This window comes from Phormidesmis sp. 146-20 (genome assembly GCF_052939475.1).
The window spans coordinates 1-26,126 of sequence record NZ_JBJPHT010000047.1 but is presented as its reverse complement, the minus strand read 5'-3'; the positions used below and the strand labels follow the sequence as shown (position 1 = coordinate 26,126).

Below are 26,126 nucleotides of genomic sequence, written 5' to 3'. Positions count from 1 at the left end.
TCTTTAACTTCTCGATAGTAGCGAGTTTTCTTTAGATCGCTCAGACTAAACATTTCTGCGAACTCCTGACGGCTAATTTTGGGAAGTTTGTACAATACGATCGTTTCAATTAAATCTAGCACTTCTTGTTGAAGACGTTGATCGGCTAGTTGCGATCGAGCTTTTTCGATCAACTGCCGTACCCGCCTCGGAGTCTGACGCTTGGTTTCGACGACTAGCTGAATGATGCTAATACCGAGAGAACTATCGGCTAAGTCTCCCAATTCGTTGAGATACAGGCGAGTCACTTGAGGTAATTCTAGCAAAGACTGATAAGGGAGGATTTCAGTCGGTTCTAGACTGCGTTTGGCGAACACGGCGATTGCTCTCCACGGTTTGGTGGGGGCATACAGTCTCAAGTAGAGAAAGATCTCGCAGAAAAAGCGAGCGTAGAACGTTGGATCTTTTTGAAATTGAACTTCTAGAAAGAAGATCGGTTGGGTGGAGTCAATGATCGGCAAAAACAATCCGTCAATCCGAAACGCAGTTTGCTTTAACTCAACTGAGGAAAACTCGTAAGCACTGGCTTCAGACGGTTCTTGACCAATCAGTTCAAAAAAGATGCTAGGAAAGGTCTGAAACAGGCGGTAAAAAATGGAATCTGTTTTCATGTCGCTGGGAAGCTCAAGTGATCTGTTGATAAACCTGCGCTGCCAGTTGTGATAACCGCTGCATGGCTGTTTCTAATTCTTGATCTGTTCCCGTTAAGCTAATTCGCAGACATTGTTCTTTGTGGGCCCACTCTTGACGCAAGCCTGGAAAGAATGTGCTGCCGGGGACGACAATCACGCCCACCTGTTTGAGTTGCTGGTAAAATTCCCAGTCTGAAATGGGCAAATCTTTGAGCCACAGCCACGCGAAAATCGCCCCTTCTCCGCGATGCAAAAACCAGGGTAAAGTCTGAGGCATACAGCGATCGAGCGTCTCTTCAACAATGCCAATTTTGTGCTGATAAAACGGACGAATAATCTTTTCTGAAATCTCGGCTAGTCTGCCAGAACGGATGGCACGAGCAGCGATCGCCTGTCCATATCGAGGCGAGTGAATGCACATATTTGTCTGGAAGCATTCGAGTGTTTGAATCAGGGATGTGTTGCCGATCGCAATGCCAATCCGCTCTCCGGGCAGTCCTGCTTTTGACAAACTCATACAGTGCAGCACATTGCCCCCAAACATCGGAGTCATGTCTGTGAAATTTAATGCTGGAAACGGTGGAGCATACGCAGAGTCGATCAAAACGGGGACATCTTGCGTGGCTGCGAGTGTTGCAATTTTATGTACTTCGTCATTGCTCAAGACGTTGCCCGTCGGATTGCAGGGGCGTGAAAAAATCACACATCCTGTACTTTCTGTAATCTGTAGCTGACCGAAATCAGGACGGTATTTGAAGCGATGGGCAGTCTGATCGATTTCCAATTCTGGTTTGTATGCGATCAGGGCTTCGGGAGTGAGCGTTACGCCGCCATAGCCTGTGTAGTCGGGACTGAGCGGTAAGACAATTTGCCGCAATTCTCCGCTGGTGGTGTAGCCCCCAAACGCATTGGCAGCATAGAAATAAAGGCTTTGGCTACCGGGGGTAATGAGAATGTTTTTCTCGGTCAACTGCAACCCATAGCGCTGATTAAAATCATTCACCACGGCATCAATCAGCGGCTGATATCCCTGGCTGGCTCCATAGCGACAGACGACTTCGCCATATTCTGCGCTATCTAGTAGTTCGAGTGTGCAGTCGCGCCATAGTTGCTCTACTTCTGGCAAAATGACTGGATTTCCAGCACTGAGGTTAATGAAGTCTTGCCCATTGCCCGATCGCAGTGTCTCAATAATGTCTTTCATAATCGCTCGGACTCCAGACAAGCGAGACATATCAGTGCCAAACTGACTCAGGGCAGGATTCATAATCGTATGGTGATACAGTCTTTTGATGCTACCTGATGAGAGGGCGTTGTTGCTAGATTAAGGACTGATCGATCGCTGTTCTGGGTGGGGCGTTTTTCAAGAGAAGGTAGAAATAGTGGCGTTGCTGAATGCAAGTGTGAATTGCCCTCATCTCCAACCCTTCTCCCTGGGGAGAAGGGAGCCAGAATTTCTGTCCGGTCTCCTTTTGGGAGAGGGCTAGGGTGAGGGTAGATTTGACAATTCATACCTAGATTCAGCAACGCCGAAATAGTTATGGAGTGGCTTTAGATTCTTCTATGGCTGGATCAAGGATTACTAATCCAGACGTTTGAGCCGCAGTTTTCAGCTCTTGGTCTGAAGCAATAAAGATTAGCTGGTCTGTCGAAGATAGATGATTTTGTAAGACTAAAGCAGAGGCGAGATGGATGGAGTCAGCCCCACGAAGTGCTAGTTGCTCTGCTAAATGCTTCGATTGATCGACCACGTTGGATGTCAGTTGAATTTGGATAAAATTTTGCCAATCTGCTTCCAGGGCTTGAATTTTAGGTTGAAATTGCGCGGGTTTTATCTGGAGTGCTTTTTGTTTTCGCGCTAAGGTTGCGGTTACTTCGATCGCTCCCAGGGTCGCACAAGCAAAGGTTGGATTTTGGGCAAACAGGGTTTGTAGCCAAACAGTGCCGAGTTCTTGATAGTAGCGTTTCACCCAAGCACTAGCATCCAAGTAGTAGATGATCAACGCCGATCCTCTAGTAAAAGGTTAGAAGCGGAAATGCCTTCAGCTTGGATAGGGTCAACGGTGCGAAAGATGCTGAGTCCTTGAGATGGAATTTTGAAGGTGGGGTCGCTGGCAAGTCGTTTTAAGGTGGGCGAAGCATTTTGTTGAAGGGAGTGAACAAACGCTAAGATTTGCTGACAGTCTTGTTCGCTGAGTTGATCGATCGTTTGATGCAAAGCGTCTTTGATTGAAGTTGACATGACAAGGAGGATCTATAAATGTGCCTAAATTATAGCGAGATCATCCCTCATCCCTCATCTCTTCGAGGTGCCCAGGGGCCGACGATCGTCTCTCCTTGTTTCTCTTTTTCTGCGAGTTCTAAGTTTAAGGTTAGTAGCTCTTCTAAAAGGTCGTCGTCTGGGTTGAAGCCATAGGACTGAAGCACGAGCTTATCAAGTTGGGCATGAAGTTTGAAAAGCTGGCTGGTGGGTTCGGTAAAATATTCGTTGTAGAGTCTGGTGATGCCCCACTGTTTTTTCTCCATTTGTTCGCTGCGATATTCATGGAGTTTGACAGCAGTTTCGCGAATTCTCTCGACTAATTTCGCATCGGGAGTTTGGGGGAAAGGGAAGGTTTCAAAACAGGTGTTGTGAGTGTAGCGAGTATCGCCTTTGAGTGTAGAACTTTGTGCTTTTACCCAAATACGATGCACGTTAGAAGTGAGAATCCCAAGAATGTAGAAGTCTTCTGATGTGACAACTTTTGTAGAATCACCAGGTAGCCAACTAGCTTGAGCAGGGATGAAAACAAACCATTTGGAGTGTCTAGGAACAACAAAATAGAGAGACAAAGAACTCATTGCTTCTCTCATTGCGGGTCGAGGACGGGGTGATAACCACCAATTTAGTTTAGTGGATTCATCACGATTCTTGTCCCTCTCAGGTTTGACTGTAATCTTAATGTGTTCAAAAGGTAGTTTGTACTCATTTGCGTTTTCTAGACTCATGCCGTAGAAGTCAATAATCCAGCGATCTGGTATTCCATGAGGACTTCTCGTGATATTGATTGCGTCTGCAAAATGTTTAAGGACATCTTGGCTCTTAGAATCAGCCTGAATCCATTTTTTTACTTGCTGTTCGTCAACTAAAAAGCCTTTTCCTGTCGGTTTTACACCTTCAAAACACTTGTTGAAGTTTGCTTTTAGTCTAAAAGCTTGGGAGACATCAGTTGTTGATCTGAGTGAAGAACTGATTTGTTCAACTTTTTGGTTGTCAAGATAATAGTTCTTGGAGTCTATCTTGCTCCAGTTTACAATGCTCACATGAACGTTTGCTTCACCTGACCAAGCCTGAGTAGAAATTGCTTCGTTGATATGACCGTTATTCTGAGTGATGTAATCCAAACAAGCAATTCTACTTTTACCTTGACTGATTGAGTTTGTTCCAACTAATCCAGCCCTTCCAGTTTCATCAATTGAGTCATGAGCTAGACGAAACCAGTAAATACAGAAATCTACTTTATCTTTAACTGCTGGAAATGCTTTGGAGAGACTGTTAGTGTAACCCTCACCTAGTTCTCGACGCACTCGATAACCACCCAAAAATGGCGGATTGCCAATAATTGCATCTGCTTTTACCCATTCGCTAAACAATGCATCTTTGCAAACGATATTGTCATCTAGCGTGTCTAACGGGAGTGCAGGCTCAAACAAGCCCAGACGATCGATCGCCACCTTGCGCCCAATCATCATCGTCACCCGCGCCAGTTCTACCGCAAACGGGTTAGTATCCATGCCATAAAACTGCTGCGGAGTCACAAAACTCATTCGCATCTGATCACGCGGCGATCGACCCTTTTCGGCAATGCGATCGAGCAACATCTTTTCAATTCGCTTCAGTTCTTGATAGGCAATATAGAGAAAATTTCCACTTCCACAAGCCGGATCAAGCACCTTGTAATTTTGTAATTCCAATTGCAGCGCATTGAGTTGAGCGATCGTATTTGCCGCCTCAACCCGCTCCTCCCAATAGCGCGAAATCGTTGGGCGGACAATCTTCATGATGTCAGCCTCCGACGTGAAGTGGATTCCGTGAGCATGGCGCTCAGTTGCATCGATCGCAGACTCAAACAAATTGCCAAAAATCGCCGGGCGAATCTTACTCCAATCCTCCAAAGCAGACACTTCCAAAAAGTTTAGTTCTTCTCGCGTAAGCTGCAATGGGTCAACCGTCTTAAACAAACCCCCATTAAAATAATCAACCCCTTGATATCTCCCCGCCGGAGTCACCCCCAGCGTATTCATCTCCCGAAACAACCCACCCAAAACATCATAAGAACTCTGCCCACCCTGACAGTCTTGCACACAAGAAATAAACAAACTATTCGGCAATAGCCCCCGATCTTCTGCAAACATCGCCAACACACACTGCAAAATAAATCGTTGAGCAACCAGCCCCTCTAGCCCTCGCTTTTTGAGTAACACCAACAACTCACCCATCCGCCGCGCCGCCCGTTCTGTCACCTCCACCTGATTGTTACGAAATACCGGAGCGCGATTCTCAAACTCCATAAACGCAAACGCACTCACCCGCTCAGGCAACTGCACCAACGGAATCATATCCACAGGCGTATCAAGTTGAGTATCAAAATCAAAGATCCAAAACTCATCAAAATTGCACAACAACACATAACGCGGACGATCGGGCACCAGTCGAGTCCAATATTCAAACGCTTGAGAATAATGTTTGTTGAGATCTTCCCCTTGCTTCTTCATCTCAATCAAAACGCGAGGCTTCCAGACCAGATCCGCAAAGCCCGTCTTCCCCTGTTTGCTGCCCTTTTTCACCCGCTCCTCATACACGGCCCCCGCCTCGATCGCGCCTTCATACCCAAACGCACGAAAGAAGCGATCGAGAAACACCTGAGCCTCTCCTTTTTCATCACCTTTGAGATGTTGCTGACGAAATAGAACAAACTTTTGCAGAGTTTCGGGAGTCGCTGACATGGACAATTAAGCTCAATGTTTCTACTAAGTTATCAACTTTAGCAATGACTGCGCTGCAAAAAAGTCAATCCCCCCGCTTCCTAAACCTACGATCGCTTTTCTGTTGGATGAATGCCTCTCTCCCCCCAACCACGATCGCACCTATACTGAAATCAACTGTTGCATCCCAAAAATTGCACCATGCTTTCACCAGACCTGACAACAAAAGTTATTGCACTATCCATTCGCGATCGCCGCATAATCTAATTGCCAAACAGTCGATCGCCCTTTCCGTTGATCAAACCTGCCACCGGAAATCGCCCTTACCCAACCACCGCTTGACTTTCGAGAAGACTGATCGAACTTCAGCATCGGGAGGGTCGATCTACTTTTTTTGCTAAACTTCACCAGAATAAGCACTCAGGAAAACAAGCTGATTCACCATTGATTCCGCCGATCGATCCGCAATCAGCTTCAATAGCCGCCGCATCTGATCACCGATCGCATAATCCTGTGATGACACAACAATTCCCGCATGATTGCGTCCATCCGCCAAAAACTGGCCATGCAACTGACAAAAATCGCCCACATTGAACGTGTAAAACATCCGTCCCTGAGACGTTGCCAAAATCAACTGTTCCTCATCGCTAAAACCAGTTGTTAAAGTTTCTCCTGCGGTGATCAGATCAACCCCACGGCCACGCAAAGACTCTACCAACCGCCGATCCATTGCATCCTCGTCAATGTACAACCGCACATCACTCATAACCACTACCCAACCTGAGCCGAAAGCCTTCTATATTCAGCCTTTTCCTCAGCCAAATAGTGCTCAATTTCGGCCCGATTGCTGTGATAGTACGTTAACGCTGCATAGATTTGTGCTAGGCTCACCGTCCCCACACGATCACAAATCTCCTCCGCATTCAGCCCCATTTTGTACCATGCGGCCACGCGCTGCACCGAAAGGCGTGTTCCCGCTATTCGGGGTCGTCCGCCCAATGTTTCAGGAGACCTCGCTACCAATGTCGCAATATCCGTAGAAGGTGAAATCATAGCTGAACCGCTTCTAGCTTAATCCTCTGATCATAATCGATTCGCCAATTATCCAGCCAGCGCGCTTTCCGATTGCCCCTTCTCCCCAAACGGCTTGAGAAACGCAATCGTCCTTTCACAGCTATGTTGGGAGAGCGATCGCTTATCCATTCTCATCCAACCAAGTTTCGAGATCGGCGATCGCTCCCGAACTTACAAGGACGATCGCCTTGAACTCATGCAAGCGATCGTAGAATCACTCCAAAACCTATCCTCTCAGAGGTGCTGACCATTCTCATCCAGCCAGATTTTGAGATCAGTGATTGTTCCAAAATTCAAAAGGGCGATCGCGAGTGCTTCTGCCTGTGTACGTCCACCTCTCGACAGCTCAACGGTGTGAACTTGTACATCTTGACACTCCCACGCCTAAAGGCAGTGGGATTCTTGGCTCATCGAAACCACTTAACCTGGATTCCTTGCGTCGTCCAGACCAGAGGTGGGATTCTCCCCAAGCGTTCATTCGGGTATGCCCTACCCTATTTGCATTTCTGCAAGTCCTGTTTAATTTCGGAGGCAATTGCTCCAAAAGCTGTTCGTCTAGCTCCTCTGAATCTTTTACCTACTGCGAGGGGGAGTCTAGAAAAATGCAGTAGAACCGCATAGATTCAGTTTTCAAGGTGCAGCGTGCCCTTGGGCGGCTAGGTTTTTAACGTGGTTGATTACCTTGTCCACAATTACAAATATACGGCAAAAAGGAGCGCGATTTTATGAAGATTGCTGGACTCTGCCTGCTACCGCAGGCGCGGGAACCCTAACGACAGCCCACGGCTAAAGCACGATGGGTTTTGTGGGTTCCCGAACCCTCCCACTTCTATAACGAGACATCAGTTCGATGAACGCTTCGCTTCGCTTTTAGATCCAGGAACGCCCCCTAAATCCCCCACGAGTGAGGGACTTTGAACCAGAATTCCTCTCTTAAAGTCCCCCAAAATTGGGGGGTTGGGGGGCAGAAGCCGTGAACAACGAAGCGAAAAAACTCTCATCGAATTCACGTTAACGAGAGACCTCACTCCAAAGCCGCTCATACAGTTGCTCATCGCGCTGAAACTGCACCTCACAAAAGTAAACAGTGCCCGGTGCATCACCTGCGGGTGGCAGAAACACTCCATCAATCTCAAACTTGGTTTCTTTCACAGCTACCGAGTCAACCCGATCGCGCAAGCTTCGCTACACGTTGTGTTCGCCATTCTCTAGAGGACGATCGAGCAACTCAAACAACCGTGTCGGAGATTGCTGAAACAAGCGAAAGAAAATGGAATCACGCCCCATACAAGAACGCCAGAACTAGTCCAATTATCGACGATCCCTCATCCCTCCTCGCGCAGCGGATTACCGCCAAAGGGGGAACAGATCATCGAAGTTCTCCCTCATCCCTCACCCAATGGAAGCAATCGCTCTAGATCCAGGTCAGCAGCGACTTGCGCCAACTTCACTAAATCAGTCGGGTCAGACAAATGGGGAATCAAGCCCAACACAGGAATGCTCGTCAGCGACTCGATCAAATCCGCAGGTGCCCAATCTGCAATGTCTTGTTCAGAACAGGGCTTCACGCAATTGAGAACAATCCCCTTGAGATGAATTTTGGACTGTCGAGCCAAAGCCACATTAGCTACGGCCTGCCCGATCGCACCCAACTTGACAGGCACCACCAACACCACAGGCAATCGCCAATCCCACGCCAAATCTGCTACCGTCGTTTCACGAGTCACGGGCGATCCCAGTCCACCCAGCGCTTCTACCAGCACAAAATCTCGCTGTCGGTGTAATGCCTCAAACGCCTGCCAAATCTTCTCTAGCTTGACGCGCTTGCCTTCCTTTTCGGCAGCGATCGGAGGAGCCAACGGCGCATCAAAATGGACGGGATTGAGTTCTTCCCAAGTTTGATCTAGCGAGAAGAGACGATCGTAGAGTTCGCGATCGCCCACTCCCGTCTGAAGCGGTTTCATAATTCCCAGCGTTTGAGAATTGCAGTAAGTTTGCCAATAGGCGGCCAGTGCCGTTGTTAAAACGGTTTTTCCAGCGTCTGTATCGGTTCCAGTAATCAGTAGTGCGTTCAAAAGAATCTTGACAGTGTGAGAGGACAGAAAAGATAGAAGCTTGGTTACTAAAAACTTACCACCTACCTGCCCCTTCACCTCGGCTACTGAACATTAATATCTAGCTGAAATTCAGTGTTTCCGTTAGCCACCACATCGACCTGATAGTCGCCGCCTATGGGCAGTTGAGCCTGCCATTGCAGCGTTCCCGAAGCATCTTCAACAGGTCTGCCATCCGGGTAGCGAATCGTCAGCGTCGCATCTCCACTCCGCAGCCGGGCACTGAGAAGCTGACCCTTTTGAGCATTCACCAGATAACGCTTGATCACTTGGGGGCTGGCATTTCCGCTCAGTTGCGTCCCGACTTGTCCAGATGGAATATTCACCCTTTCAGTTTCAACAGTCTGATTTCCACCCGGATCAGGATCGGGAGAAGCCGTTGGAGCAACCGTCGGAGTAGGTGCAGCAGGTGTTTTGAGATTGACATCCAGCTTAAAGTCGCTCTTGGCCAGCCCTTTTACCGTTCTGAGTTGCACAAAATAATCGCCCGTGAAGGGCAGTTCTCCACTCCAGTTTGAGACGCGGGTTGAGCGATCGTCCACCGCTTCTTTGTTAGGAGCCAAGACCGTCATCAACACCCCTTCACTAGTCAGCGCTGCATTTAACTGCTGTCCTTGCTGTCCTGGAACAATGAAGTTTAGCGTTTCGTTGGCTCTCAGCGTCCCGTCTCTCGACACAGGCTTGCCGTCTGCCACATTTAACCGTTGGCTAAACGCAACTGGCTCACTCGTGGGACTGGGACTGGGACTCGGCTTGGGGGTCGGCTTGATCGTCGGACTCGGACTCGCCACGATCGTTTGGGTCGGTGAAGGGCTAGGGGTCGAAGGGTTCATCAAAGTGCGTACCAGCGTCCAAGAACCCAAGCCCGTGAGCAAGACTAATCCTGTCCCGATCGCTCCCACAGCCCAGGGGTCATCCCAAAGCGAACTGCGAGTCGGAATCGTTGGCTCGGCTCGATTGATCGACGTGTTAGCGGTTGCAGGATCGGCAAGAGGCGATCGACCCACGGCCATCGTGTCCATTCGAGAATTGATAGGCGTTTGGGGTTGGGCTGGCGGCGTGGCCATTGGCGGAGGAGTTTGAGGTAGTGGGGCCACGCTGGCCGGAGACTGGAGCGCCTGCAACACTTCGTTAGCGGACTGAAAGCGATCGGTTGTACGATAGCTCAACATCTTGTTCAAGACTTGAGAAAAGCCAGGATTGATCGTGATCAAGCGTTGCCAGCGCCAGGTCATTGTCGTTTCGTCAAAGAGTTCCTGGGGTTCTCGCCCGGTGAGCAACACAACCGCCGTCACGGCCAAAGCATACAAATCGCTATTGGGATAGGCGCGTCCCGTTTGCATCTGTTCGGTGGGAGCGTAGCCAAGTTTGCCGACGGTGGTCTGCTGGCGCACGGTTTCGGGAGACTGAATGCGAGTTGCCAACTCTTTGACTACGCCAAAATCGATCAGGACAGGCAGGCGATCGCTTTCTCGCAAAATCACATTATCGGGGGCAATATCTCGGTGAATGATGCCCTTGCCGTGAATGTAGGACAGGACGGGAAGCACCTGCCGCACAAGCTGCAACACCTCATTTTCTGTAAAGACAAATCCCTGAGACTTGCGTTCGTCTAACAGCGCTCGATAGGTTTTGCCTTCGACGTAATCTTGAACCAAAAAGAAGCGCTGATCTTGAGCAAACGTCGCCCGAAACTGGGGAATTTGAGGATGCTGAATCCCATAAAGCACCTGAGCCTCGCGCTGAAAAAGCTCTTTGGATTTCTCCAGGGCGTAGGCATTGTCTTGAGGTGGCATCAATTCTTTGAGCGCACACAACTCATTAAACCGCCCCTGGTCTTCTGCGAGATAAGTTCGACCAAACCCGCCCTGCCCTAGAATGCTGAGGACGCGGTAGCGGTTTTGCAGGATGGTTCCAGTGGGGATAGCGGTTTGCATAGGTAGATTCGATCGCTCACACTTAAATTTTATCTTTACAGAAGGTTTAGAGAAGTGACGCTGAGGTTCCAGCTTTGTGCTCAAAAACTCACCCCAAATTCAGTCTAAAGTCTACAGCCCAAAGCAGAACATGAGACAGCAGATCCGTAATTTGTTTTGACGAAAGCGATCGCTCTCTAAACAGCCAATTGTTTTCACGCTCCCAGTCTAGCTTTAACCCATTCCTGAACTTTTTTGCCGTCCGCTTTGCCCTTTAACTGCTGCATCGCTGGCCCCATGACTTTACCCATATCCTTTGCAGAAGCGGCCCCAACTTGAGCGATGATCCCGTCAATCACTTGCGTGATCTCTTGATCAGAAAGCTGTTGAGGCAAAAACTCTTCGATGATGACGAGTTCTGCTGCTTCTTGCTGGGCCAGATCGTCGCGGTTGGCTTTTTGGTACTGCTCGATCGAGTCCCGTCGCTGTTTGGCAATTTGAGAAAGCGCTTCGATCTCCTGGGTTTCGGTCAACTCGGTTTGCCCCGTCGGACGCACACTCACTTCCTTTTCTAACAAGACTTTCTTAATGCTGCGAAGCGTTTCTAACCGCACCTTATCCTTCGATTTCATGGCGGTCTTGATGCCTTCACCAATGCGATCGATCAAGCTCATGGGCTGTCCTCCTGTGCGTGGGGCTGGATTTTTTAGGATAGCTTACGAGCGCGGCGCTAGGATTAAAGCAGCATATTTCTCACTCAAAAGCAATTGTTTTGATACCGGAAACTCCGATTCATCAAATTCTCACAACATTAAAGAATTTGATTGCAGTTATTCGCTAAATTTGGCAGAATAAGTGACGTTAAATACAAATCGACTGAACAACTGCTGGCTAACAAATCGCCCAAAGTGAATCGCTCTCTCGATTGAAGAAAGGTGCGATCGCTCTGGTCAGCTTTCTAACAGCGTCAGCATTTTATTGTTCAAATTCAGCGCAAATTCAGCGATTGCCAATGCTTTTGGGTGTTAATAAATACTTTAAATCAGCGAAATCTGGGGCGATGTTTCTAAGCCTCGGTGATAAGATTGCGGTGAACGTGTTCGAGGGCTTGATGTGATCCGTTCTGCAACTCTAATTGCTCCGTCTGGTCTGCCGTCCATTCCTGACAACAATCGTCTACGCCTTTTATCTGGCTCTGCTAACGTTCCGCTCTCGCAAGAGGTGGCTCGTTATCTGGGCATGGATCTCAGTCCAATGGTGCGAAAACGGTTTGCCGATGGCGAGCTATATATTCAGATTCAAGAATCGATTCGGGGCTGTGATGTCTATCTGATCCAACCTACTTGCCGTCCAGTCAATGATCATTTAATGGAATTGATGATCATGGTGGATGCCTGTCGTCGAGCTTCGGCAAGACAAATTACGGCGGTGATTCCCTATTATGGATATGCACGAGCCGATCGCAAAACCGCTGGTCGAGAGTCGATTACGGCCAAGCTGTCAGCCAACTTAATTACGCAAGCGGGTGCCAGTCGAGTCTTGGCAATGGATCTGCACTCGTCTCAGATTCAGGGTTATTTTGATGTGCCGCTCGATCATGTCTACGGATCGCCTGTTTTGTTGGACTATCTCGCCAAAAAGCAGCTTCCTGATATCGTTGTGGTGTCTCCTGATGTCGGTGGAGTTGCTCGTGCGCGAGCCTTTGCCAAAAAGCTGGATGACGCGCCGCTGGCAATTATTGACAAACGCCGTCAAGCACACAACATTGCTGAGGTGATGAATGTGATTGGGGATGTCAGAGGCAAAACTGCGGTGTTGGTAGACGATATGATCGATACGGCTGGCACGATTACGGAGGGTGCAAAACTGCTGCGCGAACAGGGTGCCCGTCAGATTTATGCTTGCGCGACTCATGCGGTGTTTTCACCTCCGGCGATCGAGCGTCTATCAAGCGGCGTTTTGGAAGAGGTGATCGTCACGAATACGATTCCCGTTGAGCCAGAAAATCGCTTTCCGCAACTGACGGTTCTCTCGGTGGCTAATCTGCTGGGCGAAACCATTTGGCGGATTCACGAAGATAGCTCGGTGAGTAGTATGTTTCGGTAGTGACCCTGTGCGGTTAACTCGAAGAGATCGCAGTCTAATGATTTTTGAGGGACGTTGGCCGTAGCGTCCCTTTTTGCGCTTTAAAGGTATTGAAGGCAAACTTCAGGAACCAAGTGTAGTTCTTTGTTGCGGAAGCGATCGCACTCCACCCACTGCGCGACAAATTTGGTTTTGCCCTCGATTCCGCGAATTTCTGTTTGTTGGTAAAACCTGGGATCAACTAAATCACACTGATAAAACTGAATCCATTCATGCCCCGGCTTGCCATTGTAAGTGAACAAATTTTCTGTAAAGCCGAGATATTGAATATTGGTCACTTCTGCCTGAATTTCTTCTAAAAACTCTCGCCTGAGCGCTGCTTCACTGGTTTCACAAAAGTCAACTCCTCCCCCCAAACATCGGTAAAAGTAGTCTTTTTTGACTTTATCGTAGGCTCCCGCAACCAGAAGGCGATCGCTTGACACCACCCAGCCCAGCACCAACGGACGAATTTCTGGCTTTTTGTTCATGCAGTTCTGCCTCCTTGACCCCAATAAACCGACACTTGATAAACTTCAGCGACGAACTAGCCTTTTCGTGAAAGCCTTCTAGTACCATTGAAACTAAGTTATGAGAAGTGTGAGCTATGAGTTTAGGTAGTAATTCAAAGATCAAATTCGGAACGGATGGCTGGCGCGGCATTATTGCCGACGACTTCACGTTCGCTAATGTTTGTAAAGTGACCCGCGCGATCGCCAGTTATCTCGAAACTGCCTACTCAAAAGATCGTCCGGTGCTGATTAGTTATGACACGCGCTTTTTGGCTGACCAATTTGCTCACACGTCGGCGGGCGTCTTGGCAGACCTGGGCTGGACGGTGCAGGTGGTTGATCGCGATTGCCCGACTCCGGTGATTGCTTACAATGCTCGTCACCTCAATTCGGCGGGGGCGTTGATGTTTACGGCGAGTCACAATCCTGCGCCTTACTGTGGGATCAAGTACATTCCCGATTATGCTGGCCCGGCCACCACGCAGATCACAGATACGATCGTCGCCAATCTCGAAAGTGCTCCGGATGCGCCGCCTAGCGGCAAAAGTGCGGATAAGATTTCAACCTTTGACCCCAAGCCTGCTTATTTGGAGTTTATTTACAGTTTGCTGGATGTCGATCGCATTCGCAATGCCAAGCTAAAAGTTAAATATGACGCGCTTTATTCCACATCTCGCGGCTATCTAGACACTGTTTTGGATCACTGCGGCTGCGAAACTGAAAGCTTCCACACCTATCGCGATGTGCTGTTTGGCGGCGGAATGCCCGAACCCAAAGGCGAACAGCTTGTCGGCTTAGTCGAAGCGGTCAAAAAAGATCACGCCGATGTGGGCTTGGCAACGGATGGAGACAGCGATCGCTTTGGCATCGTGGATGAGCAAGGAACGTTTCTCACGCCCAACACCGTTTTGCTCTTGCTGGCGCGTCATCTCGTCAAAAATAAAGGTAAGCGAGGCGCGATCGTTCGGACAGTCGCCACAACACACTTACTCGACAATTTTGCCGCCAAATATGGACTAGACCTGTATGAAACGGCCGTCGGCTTTAAGTACGTGGGCGAAAAGATGCGCGAAACGGCTGTCTTGATTGGCGGTGAAGAATCAGGCGGACTCAGCATTATCGGTCACATTCCTGAAAAAGATGGCGTGTTGGCTGACATGCTGGTGGCGGAAGCGATCGCCTACGAAGGCAAACCCTTGAGTCAATTGGTCGCCGAAGCGATCGCCGAAGCAGGCGGGCCGCTCTACAACCATCGATTAGACATGCACCTGACCAACGATCACAAGACGGCTGTGCTGGAGTCCTTTACCAAGAATCCTCCGTCTAGCATCGCGGGCATTGGAGTCAAAGAAGTCGGTCGTAAAGATGGCATCAAACTCTACCTCGAAGAAGGCAGTTGGGTGCTGTTGCGGCCGTCCGGAACCGAACCTCTGATTCGCGTTTACATGGAAACGACCTCCCCAGAAAAGATGACTCAACTCTCTGAATACATGGAGAAGATGATTCATCAGATCGAGGCAGTTCGCGTCTAGATCAAAGCGTCTGGCAGCGGATACAAAACGAATGGAGCAAAGATTTTTTGACTCGTTCTAAATCCGTTGCCAGCCCAAGTCTGAGACATTGTGAAACTTAAAACTTTTTCTATGAGATCTCTTGCTTCTTTGCTCACTGCCACGATCGTCGCTGTCTGGATCGTGGCGATCGCTCTAATCTCTGTTCAGAATGCGACTCCAGTGGCGCTGCGATTTCTCAATTTTCAGCTCATTGAGATTCCGTTTGGCTTGGTTTTGGCCTTTAGTGCAGGCATTGGGGTTTTGGGGACGGCGATCGCTCAACCTCTCCTCGGTTTCTCTAATCCGCCAGACGATGATTAATGGACATGTTCGTTAGAGACTCTTTTCTTTAAACTACGACAGCTTGTCTTTTGACAATTATATTTTCGTCACGGTATTCATAAGCGAGTGTGTGCGAGAGCAATTCCTTGCCTCTAGAGTCACATTATTTGCTAACTGTGGTGTGAAATGGTCAAGGTTCTATCATTTTCGTCTCTGGGCATTGTTGGATTCGCTTGCTTATGCAAGATTCCGTCTGCAAATGCACAAATTGCCTCTTTAGCAGAGCATCCGAGCAAGGCATCTTCCACGATTCTTCGTCTCAAGGAGTTCGATCGCTCTTATGCGACAAATGTTAAAACTTGGTTAGCACAAATTGAGCCAGTTCAAATTATTCGGGTTCAATTAGAGCCTTCAGGTCAAGGACTAGAACTTCGCCTGGAAACCTCCACTGGACAAGCCTTTCAGCCTCGGTTTGTGCGTCAAGGAAACGCGATCGTTGCTAAACTCGAAAACACTGTTTTGGCGCTTCCAAACGGACAGCCATTTCAAGCGAATCAGCCGATTTCAGGAATTGATCGAGTAGACATTCTGCAAAAAACGCCAACCACCGTTGAAATTCAAATCACTGGCAGCCAGGATGCACCAACAGCTTCGATCGTGCCAGCGCAAGCGGGTTTAGTGTTAGCCGTCACGCCTGTCGAGCCTGAAGAGGAAGTCGTAGTGACTGCCCAAAAGCGCCCCGAACTCCAACAAGACGTACCGATTAGTTTGACAACGCTGACTAGAGCGCAGATTGAAGATGCCGATGTCAGTTCTGTCCGAGATGTGGCAGCCCAGACTCCAAACTTTTTTACTAGCACGGGCGATCGCGGTGCCAATTTTCAGACAATTCGCGGATTGGGTAACAGTAACTACTTGGTTAGAGACGCAATCAGTTTTTATCTGGATGATGTGCCCTACGAAAATATTCATCAATTCTTGCCCGGTGAGTTGTTTGATTTAGAACGAGTCGAGGTGCTGCGTGGGCCTCAAGGCACTCTGTATGGGCGCAGTAGTCAAGCAGGTGTGATCAATGTGATCAGCCGTCCACCGACCAATTTCCCTGAAGTGCGGATTGGTGCAGGCTATGGAAATTTTAATCAGCGTCAAGCATCTTTATCGCTGAGTGATGCCGTAATCAAAGATACACTGGGTTTCCGGCTATCTGGCTCTTACAGTGCGCGGGATGGCTTCACCAAGAATGTCTTGCTGGGTGAAGATGCCAATGATCAAGACTCCTTGTTTGGACGGGCCAATATTCTGTGGACTCCTTCTAAGGAATGGGCAATTTCCTTTAACGCAAATGGTGGTCGCAACAACGATGGTGATAATACATTCGTCCCAATTACCCAGCGCGATCGCTTTCAAAGCGCCAGCAATATTCCCGGTTCGTTGGATGTTTCACTCAACACTCAATCGCTCAAAATTGCTTATGAAGGGTCTGCGGTAAATGTAACGGCAATTACTGCTCGCAACCAGACCAGTTTGGATTATACGCAAGATACTGACTACACACCGGATGATCTGCTTCGCAGTCGAGCGGACATTCCTTCTACCATTTGGAGCCAGGAGATTCGGCTACAGTCGCCGCAGACCGCCAAGCAGTTTCGCTGGTTATTGGGAGGCTATTATCAGTCACGATCGCTTGACTTACTTCTCTCGACTGAGTATACCCCTCTGGTTGAGCCGCTGGGATTTCCGATTGGAATCGATCGCACCGATGCTCGATTTGATCAACGCACCTACGCCGTCTTCGGACAGATTGATATCCAACCCCTAGAAGCATTAACTCTGACGGCAGGCTTACGCTATGAAACCTTCCGAGACAACCTAAACCGCAGCAGTTCGTTTACCGATCCAGTTCTGGGTGAAACTCCAACTGGGTTGCGGCTTAGTGACTCGGTGACCGATGGCAATATTGTCTTACCACGATTTGCCGCGCAGTATCGTCTCAGTCCGGCAGTGATGGTCTATGGCAGTGCCTCACGCGGCTACAAACCAGGCACTCAAAACTACGCCTCCAACGATCCGACTACGCTGCTAGTGCGTCCAGAAAAGCTGTGGAGCTACGAAGTGGGGCTAAAATCCACTTTGCTAAACAATCGCCTCACGGCAAATCTAGCAGTCTTTTGGAGCGATGTGGATGATTATCAGATTCTTTTGACGGATGGAGCAGGGCTTTCGACGCTGATTGCCAATGGCGGTGTCAAAACTAATGGAGTGGAGTTAGAAATCAATGCCAAGCTGCTCAGAGGATTGGATCTAATTGCAGGATTTGGCTATACCAATGCTCGATTTACGCGCTATACCAATCCGTTTTCAGGACAAAATTTTAACGGAAACAAGCTTACCTTTGCGCCTGAATTTACCTTTAACTTGGGAGCGCAGTACCGCAGCCCTGGTGGCTTTTTTGGCAGAGTGGATTTGCAAGGAGTGGGCACTTACTTCTTCAACGATTCCAATACCCTAAAGCAAGACCCCTTTTCGCTGGTGAATGCCCGGATTGGCTATGAGTGGAAGGGTGGGGGCATCTACTTTTTTGTCAATAACTTGTTTGATAAAGAATACACCACAGTTGCCTTCAGTGGATTTTTTGCTGACCTGGCTTCCTATGGCGATCGCCGCACCTTTGGCGTTCAAGTGCGATCGACTTTTTAGGGCAAAAACAACAGATGAGATGTTCTAAAGTGCGAAACAATGGTTAGATTCAAGTGGTTCATTTACCTAATTACAGTCGGGTTATTATGTGTTGAAATCCGACCTGCAAATGCACAGATTCCGCGAGTCAAAGATCTACCGCGTGCAGCAACCAGCATTCAGGAATGGCTAACTCAAGCATCACCCGTAGCAGAGATTGTTCGCATCACAAGGGTACGGTTGAACCCGACCCAGGGCGGTTTAGAAATCATCTTGGAGACGGCGGACGGGAAACTTCTGCAAGGTTCAACGTCTGTTCAAAATGACCGTTTGATAGTTGAAGTTTCCAAGGCTCAATTGCAGTTATTTGATGGACAAACATTCCGGCGAGAAAATCCGATCGCTGGAATTGCAGCCGTTGAAGTGAGCGCGAGTACTGACAATACAGTGCAAGTGACGGTAACGGGGGTTGATGGCTTGCCTAAAGGCACGGTTGTCCAGGCGCAATCAGGGCTAGTTCTCAGTGTTACTCCAGTTGCCGAATCACCGGAAGAAGAAGTGGTAGTGACTGCCCAAAAAACGCCGCAAAATCCGCAGAATGTTCCGATTAGTTTAACTGTGCTGCAACGACAGGAACTTGAAGATGCCAATGTGCGATCGATTCGCGGCATTGCCGTCAACACACCTAATTTCTTTTCGAGATCGGGCGATCGTACCTTTGGCTTTCAAACGATTCGCGGACTCGGCAACAGTAACTTTTTAACTCGCGACGCGATTAGCTTTTACCTGGATGATGTGCCCTATGAATATCTTCACCAATTTCTTCCCGGCGAACTGTTTGATCTAGAGCGAGTGGAGATCTTGCGAGGGCCGCAAGGGACGCTATACGGACGCGGGAGTCAGGCGGGCGTGATTAATATTGTCAGCCGTCCACCCACCAATTTTCCAGAGATTCGCATTGGCGGCGGCTATGGCAACTTCAATCAACGGCGCGTTCAACTGTCGCTCAGTGATGCGATCGTGCCTGACAGATTTGCCTTTCGTCTCGCAGGTGCCTACAATGCCCGCGATGGATTCACAAAAGATACCAATCTACAGGAAGATGCCAATGCACAGTCGAGTCTAGCAGGACGGCTTAATCTGCTCTGGACTCCTGATAAAGCGTGGAGCATTTCGTTTAATACTAATGCGGCTGCAAACCGAGATGGCGATCAAACCTTTGTCCCCATTAACCAAGCAAATCCCTTCACTAGGGCGCGTAATGTGCCAGGTCGCTCCGATTCATCGATCAATACTCAAGCGCTGAAAGTCGCCTATGAGGGATCAAGCTTTCGATTTACGTCGATCAGTGCGCGAAACTATTCAGAGATCAGTTATCTCAATGATGTTGACAACAGTTTGAGAGACTTGCAACGCGGAGTATTTGCCGTCGATTCTACGATTTGGAGTCAAGAACTGCGATTGCAATCACCCAAAACGGCGGATCGGTTCCAGTGGCTATTGGGAGGCTATCTTCAGTCTCGATCGTTCAACATTGATCCGTCAGCAACTGAGACAACGCCTTTCGGTGCGACTGTTCTCAGACTACCCGCAGGGACAAGCGAAACGACCGCGAACTTCGACCAAACGACTTACGCCATATTTGGACAGATTGAATTTAAGCCCATTGAACCCTTAACGCTGACGACAGGCTTAAGGTATGAGAAAAATCGGAGTGAACTGGATCGCGATCGCATCTTCATCAGACCCGACGGTACTATCCTTTCACAGAGCCTACTGCCCAGAAAATCCGAAGTAGAAGACGATGTAGTGCTGCCCAAGTTTGCGGCAACCTATCGCCTCAGTCCCAATCTAGCGGTTTACGGCAGCATCGCACGGGGGGCAAAACCGAGTACCCAAAACTTTCGGGCAGCCGATCCAATCCTGTTAGCATTAAGCCCAGAGCGATCGTGGAGCTATGAAGTTGGTGCAAAATCATCCTGGTTTGAGAACCGTCTCACCGCGAGCTTTGCCGCCTATTGGACAAACGTTTCTGATTATCAAGTCTTGATTGCCAGTCAGAATCGGCTGTTTCAGGACATTGCTAATGCAGAAGTCAAGACCAACGGTATCGAATTAGAACTTCGCGCTAGACCGATCGAGAGCGTAGAACTAATCGCAGGGATAGGAACTACTAACGCCAGATTTACAAACTATACCAACCCGCTGAGTAGAGAAAATCTCACGGGCAACAAGCTGACCTACGCACCTGAATATACTTACAATCTGGCGGTGCAATATCGCCGGAATAGTATTTTTGGCAGAGTAGAATTGCAGGGATATGGCACCACGTTTTTTAATGATACGAATACACTCCAGCAAGATCCTTATCTGTTAGTCAATGCTCGTGTCGGTTACGAATGGAAAAAATACGCCATTTATTTCTACGTCAACAATCTGTTTGATAAACGCTATCTCAATGGTGCATTTCTGGGTGCGGAACCATTAGCCACGTTTGGCGATCGACGGTTGTTTGGTTTCCAGATTCAAGCTACTTTTTAACTAGAAAACGTCCAGTAAACTTGAGTTGAAGGTGTCAAAGTCAATGAAGTCTACTCCACAATTAACTATCATGCTAGCGGTTAGTGTTTCCCTGCTCACCGCAGTCATGGGAGTTCCTGCAATCTCTGCTGAAACTAAACCGATCGCCATTCGATTTGCAGCCAAAGTTGGCAAACAGCCCTTTGCTTGTGGCTCAAACTATAGCCTTGGTAAACCTGCTACAAACCAGACGCTCTCTGACTTTCGCTTTTACGTGTCGGAGGTCGCACTGATTGATGATAAGGGTAAAGCCGTTCCCCTCATCCTAGAACAAGATAACAAGTGGCAATACCAGAACGTGGCGCTATTGGACTTTGAAAACAAAATGGGAGCCTGTGTGAATGGCACAACTGAGATGCGCGATCGCATTGTTGGCACTGTTCCCAAAGGCAATTACACCGGACTGAAATTTACGCTTGGACTTCCCTCTGGGCTAAACCACGAAGATTCTACTCTAGCTCCTTCACCCCTTAATCTCACTGGACTGTGGTGGAACTGGCAGTTTGGCTATAAGTTTGCCCGCATTGACCTACAAAGTCCGACAATGGCTCCGATGGGCGGTCGTCAGAAGCATCAGGAACCAGGCGGCGAAGCATCCAGCGGGTTCCCGATCCATCTAGGCAGTGCAGGATGTCAGGCTGGAACTGCTAGTGAGAAACCCTCCCGATGTGATTTTCCGAACCGAGCTACGATCGTGCTGACTCGCTTTGATCCCGTCAAAAATCTAGTCGTGGCTGATCTAACACAGCTAGTCGCGACCACTAATTTGAACCAGAATCAACCCAAAACTGCACCAGGCTGCATGTCTGAACCCGACGATCGCAACTGCGTCGGCATCATGGCAAATCTTGGGTTACCCTTTATGAGTAAACCTGCGGTCACACAAACCTTCTTCCGTGTTGAGTAAGAGACTCAAGAACAGCCGAAGCGTCGGGCGGGTTGTCATCCTGGCGATCGCGTTTCTATTTGCAATTAGTCTGAGTCAAGCACTCGCCACCCCCAAGCCCTACGAGTGGAATTTACCTGCTGGATTGCCAAAACCTGTAGTTCCTGCCGACAATCCGATGACGGCTGACAAAGTGGAGTTGGGGCGGCATTTATTTTATGAAAAGCGCCTCTCAATCACCGGAACTCATTCTTGTGCCTCCTGCCACGAGCAAAAACTTGCCTTCACGGATGGCAAACTGGTAGGAGTTGGAGCAACCGGAGAAAAGCATCCCCGCAACTCCATGAGTCTCGCTAACATTGCTTATAACTCAGTGCTAACCTGGGCAAATCCTCTGATGACCCGACTGGAAACTCAGGCGCTAGTTCCCATGTTTGGCGAACATCCAGTCGAGCTAGGCATGGTTGGTAAAGAAGCGCAGATTCTTGCAATGCTGCGCCAAGATCCAACTTACCGAAAGCTTTTTTCAGCAGCATTTGGGGGCGACGATCGCACCATTAATCTCAGCAATCTCACGAAAGCATTGGCATCTTTTGAGCGCAGTTTGATTTCATTTGACTCGCCCTACGATCGCTATCGGTTTGGCGGCAGTAAAAACGCAATTTCTGCATCGGCTAAACGAGGCGAGAAGTTGTTTCACAGCGAACGTCTGGAGTGCTTTCACTGTCACGGTGTACTCAATTTCTCAGATTCAGTCAAGCATGAACGTCTGGCTTTTACGGAGATTGCCTTCCACAATACCGGACTCTACAACATCGACGGCAAAGGAGCCTTTCCAGCTAACAATACTGGAGTCTATGAAATCACTCGACAGCCCTCTGATATGGGTCGATTCAAAGCTCCCACCCTGCGAAATATTGCGCTCACGGCTCCCTACATGCACGACGGCAGTATTGCTACATTAGAAGAGGTGATTGAGCATTACCGTGTCGGTGGACGAACGCTGAATCATGGAGAAAATGCAGGAGTCGGCCGTGAAAATCCGTTCAAAAGCCACTTTATTTCTGGATTTGAACTCACTGAGACAGAGAAGCAAGATCTGCTGGCGTTCTTGCACAGCTTGACGGATGAATCATTTATCCACAATCCAGCCTTAAGTGATCCCAGTCGAAGTTAATTTTCTGGTGTTGCTGAATGATGAATGATTGAATGTAGGGGCAATCCCCCAGTGGTTGCCCGAAAGCCCAGGGTAGGCACGGGGGCGCTACCCTTACAGTAGATTTTCCATTACACAATCAGCAACGCCAATTTTCTCAGTTATTTTCGCGGCTCTTCTATGGGCTTGAAAGTAAAATTGCAGTGGGAATTCCGCGTAAACGACTCCTGCGATCGCTTCCATTCTTTTAACATCGCACAAAGCCGCTCGAATTCAGGATGTTTGAGGCGATCGCCACTTTCAAGTTGATTAACCACGGATAAGCAGCAGAGGAGCGAATCTGAAACTCTGCCTCTGCAAAAAACTCCGTTTTGTCTAGAGCGCATACACCTGCCCATCGATCAAGAGCCGCGTAATGCCTTTAGCTTGCAAATGGGGAGCGGTTTTTTGCAGAATTCGGCTGTCAGGAATTTTGATCACTCTCTGAGTGCGAATGTTAGAAAATCGCTTGGCAACTCGATGGTTATCAAACACAGGCAGCGTTTTTTCTTGAGTTTCTTCAGAAGGAATCTGTCCCAGTTCACCAAATTCTCTAAGCGGACGGGCGATTAATTCGGCAGAGCGATCGACGACCAAATAGCACGTTCTAGGTATCGCAGCTTCGGTCAGGGGCAAGACGCGAATAAACTCAGTGGCGCTCAACTGAAGGGCTGGCATGACCGAGGTTTCATCGTCCAGATCGTCGTCGTCATCGTCGTCGAGACCTTCTTCTAAGTCGTCTTCGAGGTCATCAAGGTCGTCCTCTTCTTCATCTAAGAGGCTGCCCGCCCTTAAATCGTCATCCAAAAGGGCTGCGGCGGCGACTGTCGGTTCTTTGAGCGTGGGCAAAACTTTGGGGACTGGAGTCGGTTCAGGCTCGATCGATTCATTCTCAGCGACCTCTGCTTCCGCCGAAGATCGTTTGCGCGATCGCCGAATCGGAGCGGGAGTCGTTCTGCCCGACGGAGAAACTAAGGGGACAGAAGCAGCAAGCTCGATCGATGGCTCCTCTAATGGCTCCTCTAATACGACTTCTTCTGGTTCGACCGCAGGAGTGACTTCGAGAATGCTCCCCTGGACGGGTGCTTCTTCGACTGGACGAGCCGTATCAGACTGATTGCGAGAGGCCGCCCGCTTTTGTTGGATTAGACCGTCATACTCCTCGGCGGACAGGCTGCTTTTGAGGATGCGACTAATGGTTGTGTTGCTGACACCATATTGACCTGCCAGAGTGAGCGTTGTCTCTCCAGGCTGACGATACAGTTCAACAATTTGGCGCTTATCAGAATCAGTCAGTTTGCTGGGGGTCATGCCGGGTTGCACGTAAAAGCGATCCTACTCATTCTATGCTGAAGCAGCCGATATCTGGGAAATCAGGGAGAGATTGAGAAGGGTGCGTTTTGCTGGCTCAACCTACCCTACAAGGAGGCTTTCTGAATATGCAGCCGCAGCGAAGGAATTTATAATGCTGCATCCGACCAACACGATCGCCCCACCAAAAATCCTAAAAATCCTTTGCATTAATCCTTCTGATAGAGCGACACAGCAAGACTTGCGAGAATGCGATACGATCGAGATATGAGAAGACGAACCTTGCTAATCGGTAGTACGACGATCGCTGGAATGGTTTTGTCATCCCATTATTTAAACAGGAAATCACCAGACATGGCTGCAACTAATCACGAATTTGAAATTACAAAAACTGATGACGAATGGCGCAAGCTGCTCACCCCCGAACAGTTTCAAGTGCTGAGAAAGCATGGCACAGAACGGGCGGGCACCAGTCCCTTAGATAAGGAGTATGGGGAAGGGCAATTTGTCTGTTCTGGGTGTGAGTTGCCGCTCTTTACATCAGAGACCAAGTTTAATAGCGGAACGGGTTGGCCTAGCTTTTATGCTCCGATCGAAGGGGCTATTGAAACTACCAGCGATCGCAGTCTCTTTATGACTCGTGTTGAAGTTCATTGTCGTCGTTGTGGTGGACATTTGGGGCATGTGTTCAAGGATGGGCCCAGACCGACGGGCGATCGCTACTGTATGAATGGTGTCTCTCTGAAGTTTGTTCCCGCTTAAGGTCACCATCGGTTTGAGCCTCTCTAAAAGGGGCGGTTAATTATGAGACCCAATGCCTTAATCAGGTGTTGGGTTTTATTTTGTGAGTTTTATTTTGTGAATAGCACCACTCGCAGCGTCGATCGTATAGCAATCCTATTTGACGTGAATTCGATGGAATCTTTCGCTGCGGTGATTAATCCGGGCAGCCCCCAAATCCCCTAATGCTGGGGGACTTTGAACCAGAAGATTATTTAGCCAACTGATACAGGTTCCCTATTTTTGACGGGTGAGGCGCAGAAGTGCTGAATAACGGACTGGACAAATTGACCGAACTTACTTTAGAAACCTTATCAAGAGCGTGTTATGACTGATTCTCTACAGTGTTCACAGCGGCAATATCCATTCTGTTGGAGGCCGATTAGTTCAAACAATGTGCATACGATCGCTCCCCCTGCTGCCAATTCAACTTCATCACCCAATGACACAGGACTAGTGATCGGAGGAACGATCGCGCTGGTACTTCCTTTTTTATTTGTTTTGCCTGTGATGGGCTATCGCAAATATCGAACAATTGTACTGCATCGTCAGATAGCAACTCTAGAGCGCTTATGGAAAGTTGATTCTCGTAAGTTATAGATCATTAAACGTAAAGGGTAATGAGCCAGGTATTACAACCCGATCGCTCACTACCCCGTTACCCGTTATGAAAAATCAATTAAAGATGAAGCTTTTACAACAGCTTTTTTACACAGAAGCCGCCTGATCAGAATTCAAAGCTGACGGAGGATTGAGTGCCAGCATCACTCGTGAGATTCCGGTAAACAGTACACTTGATCCCACCAAAGTCCCCAGTAACCAGGGCGCATCAAAGGGAAACTGAAACCAGATCATGCCGCCCAACAACAGCGTGACAATACCATTCCCAAGGGCCCAAGTCCAGTTGTGTTGAGGACGCAAACGAAAGGCCAGGATGATCTCAAAAACACCTTCTGTTAACAAGAAGCTACCTAACAAAATCGTCAGCGTCAAAATCCCGGTGAATGGATTGACAAACAACATGATGCCCGTGCCAATGTAGAGCAGACTGAGCAAAAGCTTCCAAATAAAGCCGCCCTGAGTGCGTGTTTGAAATGCATAGCCAAACTTAGCAAATCCAGCAGAAAGCACAATCAAAGCCACCCATGTTTCAGCAAAAATAGTGGAAACAGAAGGTAGTGCGATCGCCAAAATTCCAAATACAATCAGCAGCACCCCAATCCAAATCGAACCCCGATTCTGCTTTTGAAGATCCGTCTTGATATCTGTAACATTCGTCGTCATACAAAAGTTTCTCCTATAGTGATTGGATTTGCTTTTATAACTTAGAGAGTTTTTTTGAGATTTAATACAACCCTAAGATAGACTCAACGTTACGATCGGGGCTGATCTCGTTTTGACGATCGGTTGCCCTTTACTTTCCCTCTTTCTCAGAACGCATTTCTAAATAAAAGCTGAAATAGATGGAGCATGACCGCGAACTGAAT

At 48.6% G+C, this 26,126-nt stretch carries 25 protein-coding genes; 9 read left to right on the top strand and 16 right to left on the bottom strand.

Translation table 11 applies throughout. The features are described 5' to 3' along the window. The 13 genes from ACKFKH_RS26295 to ACKFKH_RS26235 all read right to left on the bottom strand — a co-directional run. The coding region (locus tag ACKFKH_RS26295; RefSeq protein WP_446861307.1) for an Rpn family recombination-promoting nuclease/putative transposase at positions 1–650 on the bottom strand (650 nt) is incomplete at its 3' end. Positions 651–663: 13 nt separating this feature from the next. Beyond that, on the bottom strand, positions 664–1,938 hold the full coding sequence (locus ACKFKH_RS26290) for a valine--pyruvate transaminase (RefSeq protein WP_446861306.1): 1,275 nt from the start codon (positions 1,936–1,938) through the stop codon (positions 664–666). Between the two features lie 271 nt (positions 1,939–2,209). Beyond that, the gene (locus ACKFKH_RS26285) at positions 2,210–2,674 is read right to left on the bottom strand and encodes a type II toxin-antitoxin system VapC family toxin (RefSeq protein WP_446861305.1); all 465 of its coding nucleotides are present in this window, start codon (positions 2,672–2,674) and stop codon (positions 2,210–2,212) included. Next, positions 2,671–2,913: a hypothetical protein gene (locus ACKFKH_RS26280; protein WP_446861304.1), complete on the bottom strand. Its 243-nt coding sequence runs from the start codon at positions 2,911–2,913 to the stop codon at positions 2,671–2,673. Before ACKFKH_RS26280 ends, ACKFKH_RS26285 begins: the two co-directional genes overlap by 4 nt. A gap of 47 nt (positions 2,914–2,960) precedes the next feature. Then, complete coding sequence (locus tag ACKFKH_RS26275; RefSeq protein ID WP_446861303.1) at positions 2,961–5,657, bottom strand: DNA methyltransferase; 2,697 nt, start codon at positions 5,655–5,657, stop codon at positions 2,961–2,963. 216 nt (positions 5,658–5,873) lie between these two features. Then, entirely contained in the window at positions 5,874–6,008 is a 135-nt protein-coding gene (locus tag ACKFKH_RS26270; protein ID WP_446861302.1) for a hypothetical protein, read from the bottom strand. A gap of 25 nt (positions 6,009–6,033) precedes the next feature. Further along, positions 6,034–6,402 carry a DUF5615 family PIN-like protein gene (locus tag ACKFKH_RS26265; RefSeq protein ID WP_446861301.1) on the bottom strand — a complete coding sequence of 123 codons (369 nt, stop codon included), beginning with the start codon at positions 6,400–6,402 and terminating at the stop codon, positions 6,034–6,036. 5 nt (positions 6,403–6,407) lie between these two features. Then, positions 6,408–6,689 carry a DUF433 domain-containing protein gene (locus ACKFKH_RS26260; protein WP_446861300.1) on the bottom strand — a complete coding sequence of 94 codons (282 nt, stop codon included), beginning with the start codon at positions 6,687–6,689 and terminating at the stop codon, positions 6,408–6,410. A 1,032-nt stretch (positions 6,690–7,721) separates the two neighbouring features. Continuing rightward, on the bottom strand, positions 7,722–7,862 hold the full coding sequence (locus ACKFKH_RS26255; protein WP_446861299.1) for a DUF2887 domain-containing protein: 141 nt from the start codon (positions 7,860–7,862) through the stop codon (positions 7,722–7,724). Positions 7,863–7,895: 33 nt separating this feature from the next. After that, complete coding sequence (locus tag ACKFKH_RS26250) at positions 7,896–7,997, bottom strand: DUF2887 domain-containing protein (protein WP_446861298.1); 102 nt, start codon at positions 7,995–7,997, stop codon at positions 7,896–7,898. A gap of 98 nt (positions 7,998–8,095) precedes the next feature. Then, on the bottom strand, positions 8,096–8,785 hold the full coding sequence (gene bioD / locus ACKFKH_RS26245; protein ID WP_446861297.1) for a dethiobiotin synthase: 690 nt from the start codon (positions 8,783–8,785) through the stop codon (positions 8,096–8,098). A gap of 83 nt (positions 8,786–8,868) precedes the next feature. Continuing rightward, positions 8,869–10,761, bottom strand: a complete 1,893-nt coding sequence (locus ACKFKH_RS26240; RefSeq protein WP_446861296.1) for a protein kinase domain-containing protein — start codon at positions 10,759–10,761, stop codon at positions 8,869–8,871. Positions 10,762–10,955: 194 nt separating this feature from the next. Beyond that, positions 10,956–11,414 (bottom strand): GatB/YqeY domain-containing protein, encoded by a 459-nt coding sequence (locus ACKFKH_RS26235; RefSeq protein ID WP_446861295.1) that lies wholly within the window; start codon positions 11,412–11,414, stop codon positions 10,956–10,958. Positions 11,415–11,853: 439 nt separating this feature from the next. Between ACKFKH_RS26235 and ACKFKH_RS26230 the strand changes: the two genes are divergently transcribed. Then, positions 11,854–12,846, top strand: coding sequence for a ribose-phosphate pyrophosphokinase (locus tag ACKFKH_RS26230; RefSeq protein ID WP_446861294.1), 993 nt, complete (start codon positions 11,854–11,856; stop codon positions 12,844–12,846). An 80-nt stretch (positions 12,847–12,926) separates the two neighbouring features. On the opposite strand, the gene ACKFKH_RS26225 is transcribed toward ACKFKH_RS26230, so the two are convergent. Next, complete coding sequence (locus ACKFKH_RS26225; RefSeq protein ID WP_446861293.1) at positions 12,927–13,355, bottom strand: NUDIX hydrolase; 429 nt, start codon at positions 13,353–13,355, stop codon at positions 12,927–12,929. A gap of 116 nt (positions 13,356–13,471) precedes the next feature. Here ACKFKH_RS26225 and ACKFKH_RS26220 point away from each other — a divergent pair, with 116 nt between their 5' ends. The 6 genes from ACKFKH_RS26220 (at position 13,472) to ACKFKH_RS26195 (ending at position 22,530) form a co-directional block, all read left to right on the top strand. After that, a complete protein-coding gene (locus ACKFKH_RS26220; RefSeq protein WP_446861292.1) occupies positions 13,472–14,908 on the top strand; it encodes a phosphoglucomutase/phosphomannomutase family protein in 1,437 nt (478 codons plus the stop codon). 111 nt (positions 14,909–15,019) lie between these two features. After that, on the top strand, positions 15,020–15,250 hold the full coding sequence (locus tag ACKFKH_RS26215; protein WP_446861291.1) for a LapA family protein: 231 nt from the start codon (positions 15,020–15,022) through the stop codon (positions 15,248–15,250). Between the two features lie 147 nt (positions 15,251–15,397). Continuing rightward, positions 15,398–17,908, top strand: coding sequence for a TonB-dependent receptor domain-containing protein (locus tag ACKFKH_RS26210; protein WP_446861290.1), 2,511 nt, complete (start codon positions 15,398–15,400; stop codon positions 17,906–17,908). A 39-nt stretch (positions 17,909–17,947) separates the two neighbouring features. Continuing rightward, entirely contained in the window at positions 17,948–20,428 is a 2,481-nt protein-coding gene (locus ACKFKH_RS26205; RefSeq protein WP_446861289.1) for a TonB-dependent receptor domain-containing protein, read from the top strand. 70 nt (positions 20,429–20,498) lie between these two features. Next, positions 20,499–21,374, top strand: coding sequence for an MbnP family copper-binding protein (locus ACKFKH_RS26200; RefSeq protein WP_446861288.1), 876 nt, complete (start codon positions 20,499–20,501; stop codon positions 21,372–21,374). Beyond that, positions 21,364–22,530, top strand: coding sequence for an MbnH family di-heme enzyme (locus tag ACKFKH_RS26195; protein ID WP_446861287.1), 1,167 nt, complete (start codon positions 21,364–21,366; stop codon positions 22,528–22,530). Before ACKFKH_RS26200 ends, ACKFKH_RS26195 begins: the two co-directional genes overlap by 11 nt. 354 nt (positions 22,531–22,884) lie before the next feature. Here the strand turns inward: ACKFKH_RS26195 and ACKFKH_RS26190 are convergent, their stop codons facing one another. Continuing rightward, positions 22,885–23,859, bottom strand: a complete 975-nt coding sequence (locus ACKFKH_RS26190; protein ID WP_446861286.1) for a hypothetical protein — start codon at positions 23,857–23,859, stop codon at positions 22,885–22,887. A gap of 354 nt (positions 23,860–24,213) precedes the next feature. On the opposite strand from ACKFKH_RS26190, the gene msrB reads away from it, so the two are divergent. Further along, on the top strand, positions 24,214–24,621 hold the full coding sequence (gene msrB, locus ACKFKH_RS26185; protein ID WP_446861285.1) for a peptide-methionine (R)-S-oxide reductase MsrB: 408 nt from the start codon (positions 24,214–24,216) through the stop codon (positions 24,619–24,621). A 345-nt stretch (positions 24,622–24,966) separates the two neighbouring features. Beyond that, positions 24,967–25,239: a hypothetical protein gene (locus ACKFKH_RS26180; protein WP_446861284.1), complete on the top strand. Its 273-nt coding sequence runs from the start codon at positions 24,967–24,969 to the stop codon at positions 25,237–25,239. 108 nt (positions 25,240–25,347) lie between these two features. Here ACKFKH_RS26180 and ACKFKH_RS26175 read toward each other — a convergent pair whose 3' ends face one another. Continuing rightward, positions 25,348–25,923 (bottom strand): HdeD family acid-resistance protein, encoded by a 576-nt coding sequence (locus tag ACKFKH_RS26175; RefSeq protein ID WP_446861283.1) that lies wholly within the window; start codon positions 25,921–25,923, stop codon positions 25,348–25,350. Positions 25,924–26,126 lie beyond the last annotated feature (203 nt).